At 64.8% G+C, this 12,319-nt stretch carries 11 protein-coding genes; 10 read left to right on the top strand and 1 reads right to left on the bottom strand.

The genetic code is table 11. The annotated features are described in order from the left end of the window. Positions 1-61 precede the first annotated feature (61 nt). Positions 62-292 (bottom strand): hypothetical protein, encoded by a 231-nt coding sequence (locus ABZV42_RS39730; protein ID WP_356057031.1) that lies wholly within the window; start codon positions 290-292, stop codon positions 62-64. On the opposite strand from ABZV42_RS39730, the gene ABZV42_RS39725 reads away from it, so the two are divergent. From ABZV42_RS39725 to ABZV42_RS39680, 10 genes are all read left to right on the top strand, one after another. Beyond that, positions 188-1,231, top strand: coding sequence for a hypothetical protein (locus tag ABZV42_RS39725; RefSeq protein WP_356057033.1), 1,044 nt, complete (start codon positions 188-190; stop codon positions 1,229-1,231). The genes ABZV42_RS39730 and ABZV42_RS39725 overlap by 105 nt on opposite strands. Continuing rightward, on the top strand, positions 1,224-2,357 hold the full coding sequence (locus ABZV42_RS39720; protein ID WP_356057028.1) for a sugar phosphate nucleotidyltransferase: 1,134 nt from the start codon (positions 1,224-1,226) through the stop codon (positions 2,355-2,357). The genes ABZV42_RS39725 and ABZV42_RS39720 overlap by 8 nt, the downstream gene beginning before the upstream one ends. Beyond that, positions 2,350-3,378, top strand: a complete 1,029-nt coding sequence (locus ABZV42_RS39715) for an ROK family protein (RefSeq protein WP_356057026.1) — start codon at positions 2,350-2,352, stop codon at positions 3,376-3,378. The genes ABZV42_RS39720 and ABZV42_RS39715 overlap by 8 nt, the downstream gene beginning before the upstream one ends. Next, on the top strand, positions 3,375-4,298 hold the full coding sequence (locus ABZV42_RS39710) for a sugar nucleotide-binding protein (RefSeq protein WP_356057024.1): 924 nt from the start codon (positions 3,375-3,377) through the stop codon (positions 4,296-4,298). Before ABZV42_RS39715 ends, ABZV42_RS39710 begins: the two co-directional genes overlap by 4 nt. Then, the gene (locus ABZV42_RS39705; RefSeq protein WP_356057021.1) at positions 4,295-4,840 is read left to right on the top strand and encodes an NUDIX hydrolase; all 546 of its coding nucleotides are present in this window, start codon (positions 4,295-4,297) and stop codon (positions 4,838-4,840) included. Before ABZV42_RS39710 ends, ABZV42_RS39705 begins: the two co-directional genes overlap by 4 nt. Beyond that, positions 4,837-5,775 carry an HAD family hydrolase gene (locus ABZV42_RS39700; protein ID WP_356057019.1) on the top strand — a complete coding sequence of 313 codons (939 nt, stop codon included), beginning with the start codon at positions 4,837-4,839 and terminating at the stop codon, positions 5,773-5,775. The genes ABZV42_RS39705 and ABZV42_RS39700 overlap by 4 nt, the downstream gene beginning before the upstream one ends. After that, entirely contained in the window at positions 5,718-7,868 is a 2,151-nt protein-coding gene (gene malQ, locus ABZV42_RS39695) for a 4-alpha-glucanotransferase (protein ID WP_356057017.1), read from the top strand. The genes ABZV42_RS39700 and malQ overlap by 58 nt, the downstream gene beginning before the upstream one ends. Positions 7,869-7,943: 75 nt before the next feature. After that, positions 7,944-8,066 (top strand): hypothetical protein, encoded by a 123-nt coding sequence (locus ABZV42_RS39690; RefSeq protein WP_356057015.1) that lies wholly within the window; start codon positions 7,944-7,946, stop codon positions 8,064-8,066. Further along, on the top strand, positions 8,063-9,595 hold the full coding sequence (locus ABZV42_RS39685) for a GMC family oxidoreductase (RefSeq protein ID WP_356057013.1): 1,533 nt from the start codon (positions 8,063-8,065) through the stop codon (positions 9,593-9,595). The genes ABZV42_RS39690 and ABZV42_RS39685 overlap by 4 nt, the downstream gene beginning before the upstream one ends. 292 nt (positions 9,596-9,887) lie before the next feature. Beyond that, the gene (locus tag ABZV42_RS39680) at positions 9,888-11,963 is read left to right on the top strand and encodes a radical SAM protein (RefSeq protein WP_356057011.1); all 2,076 of its coding nucleotides are present in this window, start codon (positions 9,888-9,890) and stop codon (positions 11,961-11,963) included. Positions 11,964-12,319 lie beyond the last annotated feature (356 nt).

The following is a 12,319-nucleotide window of genomic DNA, read 5'->3' as shown; positions in this document are numbered from 1 at the left end:
GCTACGAACGACAAGCCATTCATTTCCTCGCCTTCGCCAGCATCGCCTGCACCCTCATCTGCTATCGCAGACTCACCAAATGAGATGACTTCTTAAGGAACTCGGTCTCGAGCCATCGCTGCCCACCTTCTTCCACAACGCACGCTACGCCGTCAATCACAAGGGCCAACTCGAACTCTTCCGCGCCATCGAACGGGTACTCGACGAAGGCCTGGCGGCAAACTTCGTCCTGCGCTGTCTGAGCGACGTTGGCATCGAAGACCCGTACATCCGCGCCGTTGTTGAGCGGCACAACGACCGCATCTATCTCGAGTGTCAGCGTGTCGACGAGTCACGCATAGTCGAGTACGCCGCTTCCTCGGACTACTGTCTCTTCCCGTCCAAGTTCGAGATGGACACGTTCCTGATCGCTCAAGGCGAGGCAATGGCAGTCGGCGCAGTACCCATTGCCACGGCCCAACAAGGCATGGCCCACTTCAGACACAACGCCGACCCAGTACACGGCCCTGACGCTGCCCAGGCCACCGGCTTCGCGGTGAACCGCTCCTTCGCCGAAGACGACTCACTCCTGGTCGATGCCCTTGCCCGCCGTATCCACCAGGCTGCTGCCCTCCTGCACGAACGCAACGACGAGTACCGCCGGCTGCAAACCAACGCAGTCGCCACCGCACATCAATTCACCTGGGAGCGCGCCGCCCGGCTCCACCTTGACTCCTTCACCCCGCTCTGGGAAGGACGGCGACCCCAGCGCAGCGTCGAACTGCTCCTTCGGCACGGCTGGTTCGACCTGCTACCCGACGACGCTTATAAGTCCCATCGAGACGAGATCGCCGAGGCTGCAGCCCGGTTTGGCGACGCCAGAACCTACCAGCGATGCCGTCCCCTGGATGCGTCTGCAGCCCGCACACTCTTCGACGCAGCCTGGGCACGCGCCGACTTCGCCCGCTGTGAACAGACCGCTGATACTGCCCGGGATTTACGCGCACGCCTCGATAACCGTCACACCGTCGCCGACGGACAGATCACGTACCGACTGCCGCACGCCGAACGTGTCGAGGTTGTCGGTCTTGCCCCGCCTGCAGCTGGACGCAGAGGTACGACCGTACGCTGCCTGGAGCAGCTCAGGCCGGGTGAGTTCACAGGCCAAGTCTCAGACAACGGCCAAGACTTGTACCTGCTCCTCACACTGACCTCCGGCCGCTCCACCTGGGATGTGGTGAGTCATGACTGACGGAGTACGCGCCGTACTGCTGGCGGGTGGTGAGGGCCGCAGAATGGGCAGGCTCTGCCAGGGCCAACTCAAGCCGCTAGTGCCCTTTGGCAGCTACTGCCGACTGATCGACTTCTCGCTGGCCAATGCTGAAGCCTCCAACCTGCGCGAGGTGCTGCTCCTCTCCCAGTACGAGGAGCGACAGCTGATGGACGACTTGTACCGAACGTGGTGGCGTCCGGGCTTCCGTGTGCACTTCGGTCCGTTCGACCAGGCTTACCGCGAGGGCGCCAACTACCTTCCCCAGGAGTTGCCACGCACGCCAGAGCGGGGAACGGCCGATGCGCTGATCCGTAAGGCTCCGTACCTCTTCGGCCCAAGCATCTCCGACGTGCTGGTGCTGCACGCGGACCATGTCTACCGGTACGACTACGGGCCCATGATCGAAGCCCATCGCCAATCCGGCGCGGCATTGACCCTCGCCTACCAGCGAATCGAGCGCAGGTACGTCCACCTCTTCGGCATGGTCGAGTTCGATGGGACAGGTCACCTCACGGCATTCGTGGAGAAGCCTGCTGAGCCCACCAGTGACCTGGTCTTCGCCGCCTTCTGCGTTTTCGATGCAGATCGTCTGCATCACTACCTGGAGGAACTTGAGGGCACTGACTGGCAACACGACATCAGCCGGGACGTCATACCCGCCATGCTCAAAGGCGGCGAGCGGATCCTGGGGCATGAGGTTGTTGGTCACTGGGAGGACATCGGCACGGTTGACCGTTACCACCGGGCTCACATGGCATTGCTGGAGGATGGGGCGACGCTGGCCCACGAGCGGATCCCCCGCACGATACGACCACAAGTCCCGCGCAGATTCGTCTCCGCCGACCTCGACATCAGTCGCAGTCTGGTGCCCGACGACCTGGTGAACCACGGACGGATCGAGCACAGCGTGGCCTTCCCCGGCGTACAGATCGGAACAGGGGCACGCGTGCGTCGCACAGTGCTGCTCCCGGGTGCGAGCGTCCCCGCCGGCGCCGACCTCGATTCAGCCATCGTGCTGGAGGACGGCACCGTGGAATACATGGCCACGCCCCATCTCTCTGTAGGACTCAGCACGACCGGCCCGACCGGAGGAGCCTGTGCTTGAACGCGTCTTCACCGTCGTAGACCTGGGCGGCACCACCTTGCGGATCGCCCGCTACGGGGTGGTAACCGGAACACTCTCCGATGTCCGCCGCGTTCCCACCGAAGGCATAGCTCGCCACCCCGGCGAGCCTGCGCCCGTCTTGCAGTCCAAAGTCGCCGAGCAGTTGGCCTCCCTTGCAGCCGAGAGCGTCGAACGGCACGGCAGTGGAGCGCTCGCCATCGCTTTCGCCGGACCGGTCACCGCCGACGGGCATGTAGTGACCGCACCCACCGTCTGGGGCGAGCGCTGCGCACCCCTGCCTCTTCGCCTGCTGCTGGAGGAACGCCTCGGCATCCCGGTCGTGGTCGTCAACGACCTCACAGCCGCCCTATGGCGCTATGTCAAAGGCCCGGACGAGCAGCCGTTTTGCCTTATCACTGTGAGCTCCGGGATTGGCAGCAAGATCTATCGTGCTGGAGAGGTGCTGTTGGACGCTGAGGGCCACGGCGGCGAACTCGGCCACTGGACATGCGACACCTCGCCGCATGCGCCCAAGTGTGACTGTGGCGGCCACGGCCACCTGGGAGGGATCGCCTCCGGCCGGGGTGTGCTGGCCGCAACACGGCGTGCCGCACGCACCGACCCGAACGGCTACGCCCATTCGACACTCGCCCGGACTGCCCCCGATCCGGAGCGGCTCGACAACCCGGCCCTGGTAGCCGCAGTGCTGGACGGCGACGCTTTTGCGACGGCCGTGTTGCGCAGTGGTTTGACCCATCTTGCCTCCGCCATTGCCTCAGTGTTCACCTCGATCGGCGTGCGCCGCTACATCCTGATGGGCGGCTTCGCCTTGGCACTCGGCTCCCGCTATGTCCAACTACTCACCCAGGAGTTAGAGCGCCAAGGTTGCTTTGGTCTCGATCCGGCGGAGATCCGCAGGATGGTAGAACTTGGCGCAACGGACGACAACCATGGGCTCATCGGTGCCGGGCGCTTGCTCGTCACACGCCAGGCTAAGCAGAGCGCTGTGATGGCCGTATGAGCGCCGACAAGAACACCGCTACGCCCTCGCAGGGCTCGACCACTCTGGTCGTAGGCAGCGGCTTCGTTGGCCGGGCCCTCGCCGCCCACCTTGCCGCGAAAGGCGAGGCTGCTGTGCTCGCCTCCCGTTGCCGGCCCAACTCGCAAGCTGGACCCTGGGTGCGCCTGGACGCGACCGATGCGGTCGCATGTGAACGCGTCATCGACGAGATCCAGCCCGACCGATTGGTTTTCGTACATGGCCCTTCCGACGTGAGCTGGTGCCAGAGCAACCCGAAGCGTGCAGCCGAAGCGCACACCGCGGCGGCGATCAACCTCACCGCAGCCGCGAGAGGCCGCCGTACTGTGCTGATCTCCACCGACAACGTCTTCGACGGCAACTCCCCAGCCAACGACGAAACCGCTACCACAGCGCCCGCCAACGCATACGGCCAAGCGAAGCTGGCCGCCGAGCAGATCGTTCGGGAATCCACCGACGCCACGGTGCTGAGGGTCAGCCTCGTCTATGGCTGGGAGCCCGCGGACTCCGCCAAGTGGCTCAACTTTTTTGCTGCCTGTGCCCACCGCCTGCAGCGTGGGGGAGTGGTAGAGGCACCGCACGACCAGTGGACTACCCCCGTCCTGGTCGATGACGTTGCCGCCGTGAGCGCCGCTGCCTTGACCCCCGGCACGCCGGAGCTGCTCCACCTTGGAGGCCCCGACCGTGTAACCCGAGCCGAGTGGGCCGAGGCAATCGCCGACGGCCTGGGTGCCCCTCGCTCCCGGATCATTCGGACACCCAAGGCACTCGGGCGGTACGCCAGCCGTCCCACGTACACCTGTCTGACCAGCACACTGCTGGACGGTTTTTGCCGCCAGCACACACTGCAGGTGCGAGGCGTCGCCGAGGGAATCCGCGACCTGCTGAAGGTCGCACCATGATCCATACCGTCCATACCCGCGAGGTCTACCGCAACCCCTGGATGACAGTCCGCGAGGACGACATCAGCCACACGAACGGCACCACCGGCATCTACGGGGTTGTCGACAAGCCGGACTACGCCCTGGTCATTCCCCGGCAGGCAGATGGCAGCATGCACCTAGTCGAGCAGTACCGCTACCCGGTACGCGGCCGTTACTGGGAGTTTCCCCAGGGCTCCTGGCCACAGGGACGCGAAGCCGGAGCCCCGCTCGAATTGGCCCGAGCGGAACTGCGCGAGGAGACCGGACTGCGGGCCGACCGCATGACCTACCTCGGCCGCGTGCACGTCGCCTATGGCTTCACCAGCCAGGGCTGCCATGTCTTCCTTGCCGAGGAATTGACCGAGGGCGAACCCCAGCGCGAGGCCACCGAAGCGGATATGCGCCTGCGCCGGGCTAACCCACGAGAGTGGCGCGAGATGCTGCGTGCTGGCCAGATCACCGATGCCGCCACTCTCGCCGCCTACACCCTGGTGACCCTGTATGAGGAGAGCGGGCGATGACTGCACCGCTACACGACCACACGCCGCGCTTCGGAGTCGTCGCCACCGACCTGGACGGAACACTGCTCCGCGGCGACCTCAGTGTCTCCCCTCGTACGCGCGCAGCCCTCACGAGGGTCTCGGCACTTGGAGCCCGCCACTTGATAGTCACCGGCCGCCCGGCCGCTGGCTGCCGCAGACTGCTGGAGCCCCTGGGCTATGAGGGCCTCGCCGTTTGCGGTCAGGGCGCCCAACTCTACGACGTCGGACGGGACCAACTGCTGTCCTCCGCGACTTTGGACCAGCCCACCGTGCGCGAGCTGCTCGATTACATCGTCGAGTTGACCGGACCCTTGGAACTGGCCGTGGTCACGGCAGGACTGCACGGCGAATTCCTGGTCACCCACGGCTTCGCGGACCGCGTGCGCAACGGGTGGCGCCTAGTCGAGCACCACGCAGACCTATGGACCAGCCCCATCGAGAAGGTTTTGATCCGCAGCCGATGCCTGGACGACGACCGGCTCGCCGCGCTGGCACAGCGCGTCTGCGCCGACCGAATCTCGGTCACCCACTCGGGGGAAGGCATGATCGAACTGCTCCCCGCCGGGGTCAACAAGGCCAGCGGCCTGGCCGCAGCGGCCCGCAGGCTGGGTTTCACCTCAGCCGACACAATCGCCTTCGGCGACATGCCTAATGACATTCCAATGCTCGCATGGGCGGCACACGGCGTGGCCATGGGCAACGCCCACGCCGAACTGCGACGTCACGCCGACGAGATCGCCCCAACCAATGAGGAAGACGGCGTCGCGGCGGTCCTGGACCGACTCTTCCCACCCGCCCCGGCACACCCCCGATCCGCCCCGCCTCTGACGGACCACCCCGAGAGCGAGCCGTACCCATGTCCCTCACTCGTGGCACTCGAACGACCCGAGGAACCCGCGCCGCCCGTGATCTGACCCGCCTTGCCCAACTCCACGGCGTTGCCACGCACTACACCACCGACCTGGGCCTTCGCGTCGAACCCTGCCTGGACACTCTGCGGGCCGTACTCGCCGCGCTCGGCGTCGACGCGAGCACCTCCGGCAACATACGTAGCGCCCTGGCCGAGCGCACGCAGGCACTTGCTGCGCGCCTGCTGCCGCCCAGTGTCGTGCTGCGCGAGGGACGGCCTCCAGTGGGTCTGTCTGTGCAGTCCGGAACCGAGATGTGGGTGACATCGGAAGACGGACACCAACAGCAGATCAGCCCCCTCGGTCATGAACTGACTAGATTTCCTGTAGGCCGACACACCCTGCACGCCGTCCGCGGTGCCCGTGCCGAAGCCGTACCGTTGCTGATTGCCCCAGAGCGACTGACGACCCCCGAACGACAACACTGGGGGTTCCTAGCGCAGTTGTACTCGGTGCTCTCCCGACGCTCCTGGGGCCTTGGCGACCTCGGAGACCTGAGCGACATGGTGGCATGGGCCGGCGGTCTGGGCGCAGACTTCGTTCTGCTCAACCCGCTGTACGCCTATGTTCCTGGGCCGCAGACTGACCCATCTCCGTATCGCCCCAGCAGCCGACGTCACGTCGATCCGATGAACCTGAGAGTCGATGCTCTCCCTGAATATGCTGCCCTGCCACCCGGTAACCGGGAGCACATCAGTCAGCTGACCACCCTGGCAGGCAAGCTTAACCAGGACGTTCTTGCTGGCGGACTGATCGACCGGCAGGCCGTTCGTGAGCTGAAATTGCGTGCCCTGGAACTAGTACACCGCGTCACGCTGAGCCCCGCCCGGCAGGAGGCCTACCGGGGCTACGTTGAAAGCGAAGGGTCCAGGCTCGCGGACTTCGCCCTGTGGTCCGCGCTTGCGGAGAAACACGGCCCACATTGGCGTTCTTGGCCCTCAGGCGTACGCAACCCCCAAGGCTCGGGAATCGACGCCGCCCGGACTGCACTCGCAGACCGTGTCGAGTTCCACAGCAGGCTCGCCTGGCTCGTGGACGAGCAACTTGCCGAAGCCCAGCACGCCGCGACTGCCGCGGGCATGGCCATCGGGCTGATGCACGACCTCGCCGTTGGCGTCGACCCGCAGGGGGTGGACGCCTGGTACTTCCAGCGCTACCTGGCCGAGGGCATGACTGTCGGTTGTCCGCCTGACGACTTCAACCGCAGCGGCCAGGACTGGGGCCTTCCGCCCTGGCGACCCGACACGCTTGCTGAAGCCGGATATGCGCCCTTCGCTGAGGTGCTGGGTGCCACCTTGCGCCGTTCGGACGCCCTTCGCGTTGACCACATCATGGGCTTGTTCCGGCTCTGGTGGATTCCTGAGGGCGCAGCGGCGAGCGAAGGCACGTACGTCCGCTACGACCACGACGCGCTCTTGGGGGTGCTTATGCTGGAAGCGCATCGGGCCGGATCTATGGTGATCGGCGAGGACCTGGGCACCGTCGAGCCCGGAGTGCGCGAAGAAATGGCCGAGCGAGGCATTCTGGGCACTTCGGTGCTGCGGTTTGAGTACGCCGGCGGCTCGGAAGAGCGCTCTGGACCATTGCCTGCCGAGCAGTGGCGTGCAGACTGTCTGGCCACCCTCACCACGCACGACCTGCCCAGCACGGCTACCTGGCTGGACGGTGAGCACGTCTCGCTACGCGAGCGCCTTGGGCTGCTTACCCAACCGATAGCTGAGGAGCGTGCGGGGGCCGCGGCTGAACGTGACAGCTGGCTGGACGAGTTGAAGAGGACACATCTCCTTGAGAGCGACCCGGATCAGCGCTCCGAGCAGGACGCGGACCGTGTCCCAGGCCGGGAGGCCCTGGCCCTGCACAGCTTTCTCTCCCAGACTCCCGCGAAACTGATTGGCGTGTGGCTGCCGGATACGGTCGGAGACCGCCGCCCACAGAACCTGCCCGGCACGTCCGACGAATATCCCAACTGGTGCCTGCCGGTCGCCGGCCCGGACGGACAGGCACTTGCCCTGGAGGACATCTCCACGCACCCCGGCCCCCGCGCGGTCGCCGAGGTATATCGCGACCTGCGCACGATTCCCACCGACCCGCCAGGCTGACCCTGCCCTATTTGCCCAGGTTTGGCCCGCAGTCTCCATTCACCTGCCACAGCCGAGAGGAACTACCAGCCTCACATGAGTACCGAGTCCGATCTGCTGGTCCAGGGCAAGGCTGGCGTGGCATGGAACCTGGCAGCCTTCCCCATGGGTGAGATCACTGCGGCGCGCGGCAGCGAAACGGTCGGGGATCTCGCATGACATCTACGAGAACCCAAACACAGAGGTCCAAAGACGCCCTCACATCCGGCTACGACGTTGTGATTGTTGGCGGCGGAGTCGCCGGCTGTGTGCTGGCCTCTCGGCTCAGCGAGGACGAAGGCCGGACGGTCTGTCTGGTGGAGGCCGGCCCGGACTATGGCCCCGACCGGCGCGCGTGGCCGCGCCAGCTGCTGGACGCCCACGCCCTGTCTCGCAACGACGTCTGGGAACGCCGCACCGACATCCACCGTATCCGCGCCCGAGTACTGGGTGGCTCCTCCTGCATCAACGGTTGCTGGCACACATGGGGAGCGATACCCGATCACGAGGATTGGGAACGGGCAGGTGGCTCTCACTGGTCAGCTGCTGCTATGGAGCCCTACCGACGGCGAGCAGTCGAGCAGATGCGGCTGCGGACCGTTCCGGATCAAGAGCTTTCAGCCTGGGCTCGGGCCGCCTTAGACGGGGCACGCGAACTCGGTTACGCGACCGTGGACATGGGTACCTCCGGCGGGCCCGGGTGTGGTACCCCCCTGATCAATGCTCTCGACGGGCTCCGCTGGAATGCGGCCTTCGCCTATCTCGAGTTGGCCCGCGATCGGCCCAATCTGACGATCCAAGGTGAGACGCGAGTGGACCGGCTGAGGGTCCGCAATGGGCGGGTCCGCGGCGTCGAGGTCGTCGTGAAGGGGAAACCCGAGACGTTGGTCGCGGATACGTACCTGGTTGCCTGCGGCGCCTTCGGATCGCCCGCACTGCTTCTGCGCAGCGGCCTCGGACCCGCCAGCCATCTGGAGGAGATGAGAATCAGGCCCGAGATCGATCTGCCCGGTGTGGGTGCGAACCTCACCGATCAGCCCAGCGTCTTCGTGCCGATGACGCCGACAGCCGAGCTGAACGCAGCATTGGCCGTCAAGGAGGAGGCTGGCGAACTGTACGTCAACCGAATGCTGATCAGGGCAGCCAGCGAGGCCTGCCCCCCGGACTCCTGGGACCTCCACATCGTGCCCTCCGCGGGTAACCCACTGTTTGGTTCGCTGCCGCCCGGCCAATATGAGGCAGGTATCTCCGCCCTTTTGATGAAGCCCGCATCACGTGGCCAAGTCAGGCTCCGTTCGGCTGATCCCACCGAACCCCTGGACATCGATCCGGCGTTTCTCACCGACCCCGACGGCCGCGACGAGGCCGTGCTCCGCTCAGGCCTGGCGGTCATCGAACGGCTCGCCGCTACCACCGCGTTCAAACGACTGGCTGCCCCGATCAAGGGCCACCCGTCATCCGAACTCTCCGGCACAGAAATGCGTGCCCGACTCGGTACCTACTGGCACCCAGTAGGTACCTGCGCCATGGGACGCTCCAAAGATCCCTCAGCCGTCGTGGACGGCGAGGGCAGGGTGCGAGGTGTGGACAATCTGCTGGTCGCCGACGCCTCCATCCTGCCCACTGTCCCTGCGGCGAACACCCAGCTTGTGGTCCTTACCCTGGCTGAACTCCTCGCCGGCAAGATGACGGAGACCACCCTGCGATAGGCGAATTCATGGACCCCACTGATAGGGCCTGCGCCACCCAACACAGTTAAAACAGGCACTCGCACGCCAGCCGACGAGCGTTGTCCAGCCCATGGATACCAGCCAACTCGTAAAAATTCCCGTGCCCGCCAGGACCCTGCCGGCAATGCCAGCAGACTCGCCCCGAGTCGCGAGCAGCAGTGCGATGTACGACTGGCTGCACGCCCCGGCTCATGAGCCGACGCCGCAGCCGCCCGCCACAAGACATCCAGATGCCCGCCTACGCTCCTCATTTGGAATGGAGAAATACACCGTGACCACAAGCACCGCTCCCGCTCCTACCCCAGGACTTCTGCAGTCTGCCCGCTTCTACATCACCTTCCGCTGCAACTCACTCTGCGGTTACTGCAACGTCTGGCAGGACGACAAGTTCAAGGGCTACGAGGAACTTACGCTGGAACGAGGGCGTCAGATTCTGGACGAGCTCTATGAACTAGGCGTCCGCTACGTCGACTTCACAGGCGGCGAGCCCGTACTGCACCCTCACATAGATGGCATAGTCCAATACGCCAAGTCCCTGGGCATGACGGTGGAGATCACCAGCAACGGCATCAGGTTCGCAAAGCACATTGAAGCGATCGTCCCGTACGTCGACACCATGAACGTCTCGCTGGACACGCTCAAGCCCGATCGCTACCAAAAAATCCGCGGGGTGCCCACCTTGGACCGGGCTCTGGACGTCATCCAGCGCGTTGTGGCTGCCGGGTCAGACAATCTCAAACTGATCTGTGTGGTCACTCGAGAGAACGTTGACGAGATGGCGGACCTGCTGCGCTTCGCCCAGGAAAACCGGATCACCGTCTACTTTTCTGGGATGTTCGAGTACTTCGATGAACAGGACACCGTACGTGACAAGAACCGGACGGCCCGCAAGCTCAAGCTGATCGAACAGAACGGAAAGCCGCTCAATGACGCTGCCCGTCGCGCCGGGCGACTGGGGGAGTCGGAGCCCACCGGCGGAACGATCGCAGCCGAGTTGATGCGGCTCCTGTACCAACCGTTCGCGCTGATTAATCTGCACTTCCGCAAGTACATGGAAAACCTTGACCCCAGCGCTCCCACTGACTGCTTTGCAAATAAGCGCATCTTGACCGTTGGGCCCGACGGGCGTTTGGTGCTTCCTTGCTATCACGCCTTCGACAACTCGGTGGAATGGGACCGGCCACTAAGCGAGTTGGTACAGAGCGAGGAGTTTTTGCGAGTAAGGGACGAAGAAGTCGGCCACCGCTCGGAGTGCCGCAGTTGCACCGTCTTCCCCTACATCGGATTGTCGTTCAGCTACCGATTCGACAAAATCTTCTTCTACCAGGCAATTTCGGAGGAGATCGCCAAGATCAAGACGAGGTTTGTGAACCCGCTGCACCCTCGTCTTGCACCCTCTCTCGATGAACTACACCACTGCTACGCAGAGCTGGAAGACCTGATCGACCACGCACTCCCTACGCCCAAGCCGCCCACGGCCTCCGACCACTTCTACCGCTTCACCGCCACCGCCTCCGGCATCCGCACCGAGTTCGCTGCCGGCGAAGTGAGTCTCGCCGAAGTCCTCAGCGACCACGCACACACGGAGTGCTGGGGCATCCAACGCTCCCCGCACACATGGATGCGACTCGTCTACCGCGACCTCGTGCCCGCGCTTAAGGTCCTCGCCGACGAAGACCTGATCACCCAAGACTCCTACGAGACCGTCATCGCCGAGCTGTACTTGGTACATCTCAACTGGTGGCAGGGGTACTTGGCGCGCTACTACCGCGGCGGTGAGCAGGCCGACACCACCAGAGCTGAACAGTTTTTCGCCCGATTCTTGGATCGCACAGCGGCCCTGTTGCCCAACGACCCACGCGCCCAACGAGTCCGCGAAGTCCTGCTCCACGCAGGCTGCGTCCTTGGGCTTGCTCCAACTACCCTGGCCCAGCTTGCGGTGCGCACCCCGTTCCCAGAGGCGGCCCTGATCGCTAAGCACCTGCTGCTCATCGCCGACGAGGCCGATCTGCCCGCGTACGCGAAGCTGCTTCCAGGAGAAGCAGCCGATCCTCTGCGCCGGGCTGCTGACGCAGCCAAACCTGGCAACGTGCACCCAGCGGAGGCTCACGCCGTGCTAGATGAGCAGACTGCAGCCTTGCTGGACCACCACAGCCGACAAGGCGGCAATGAGCACGGAGATGGCGTGGACCAGGATACGGCTGAGCGTTTGGTCGCCGTCGTGGCCGCACTCAGCCCGGAAACGCGCGCTGCGCTGACAGAGCGACTGCTCCTTCACGAGCTCAGTGCCCCAGGCGAGCTGCGTCGGCGAGGACAGGACCTGCGGGATCGTCGCGAACAAACGTGACTGCCCATGAGGAGAGAGTCGTGTCTACATCGGCAGACCCGACGCCCGTCCATTGAAGGCTGACAGCCCTGTGCCGTTCAGCAGCCAGGCGCACAATCCATGGTTGCTGAACGGCACATCCGGCAAGGTAACGGGCGGCAGACTTACCTTCACGGCCGTTGCCTTGGTCACGCCCTGGAATGGAGGAAATGATCAGACAAAGTCCGTGAGAGGACGCTTCGAAAGCGTCTTCGCGGGCCCGGGCCCGTGTATGGCTGTCCCTTGAGAACGGCGACTCATCGGACGCCGAGGACGAGGAGACGAGGGACGAGCAGTGTTCGGCGCCACGATGAACGTGGCTGCGGTCTTCCGGCACG

Source organism: Streptomyces sp. NPDC005281 (assembly GCF_040607495.1).
In the GTDB taxonomy this organism is placed as follows: Bacteria; Actinomycetota; Actinomycetes; order Streptomycetales; family Streptomycetaceae; genus Streptomyces.
The sequence above is the reverse complement of the archived record's forward strand: the minus strand, read 5'-3'. Positions and strand labels throughout refer to the sequence as shown.

Coding starts and splice junctions, on each gene's coding strand:
- ABZV42_RS39720 (WP_356057028.1), top strand. CDS start 1,224: ATGACTGACGGAGTACGCGCCGTACTGCTGGCGGGTGGTGAGGGCCGC.
- ABZV42_RS39710 (WP_356057024.1), top strand. CDS start 3,375: ATGAGCGCCGACAAGAACACCGCTACGCCCTCGCAGGGCTCGACCACT.
- ABZV42_RS39705 (WP_356057021.1), top strand. CDS start 4,295: ATGATCCATACCGTCCATACCCGCGAGGTCTACCGCAACCCCTGGATG.
- ABZV42_RS39700 (WP_356057019.1), top strand. CDS start 4,837: ATGACTGCACCGCTACACGACCACACGCCGCGCTTCGGAGTCGTCGCC.
- malQ (WP_356057017.1), top strand. CDS start 5,718: ATGTCCCTCACTCGTGGCACTCGAACGACCCGAGGAACCCGCGCCGCC.
- ABZV42_RS39690 (WP_356057015.1), top strand. CDS start 7,944: ATGAGTACCGAGTCCGATCTGCTGGTCCAGGGCAAGGCTGGCGTGGCA.
- ABZV42_RS39685 (WP_356057013.1), top strand. CDS start 8,063: ATGACATCTACGAGAACCCAAACACAGAGGTCCAAAGACGCCCTCACA.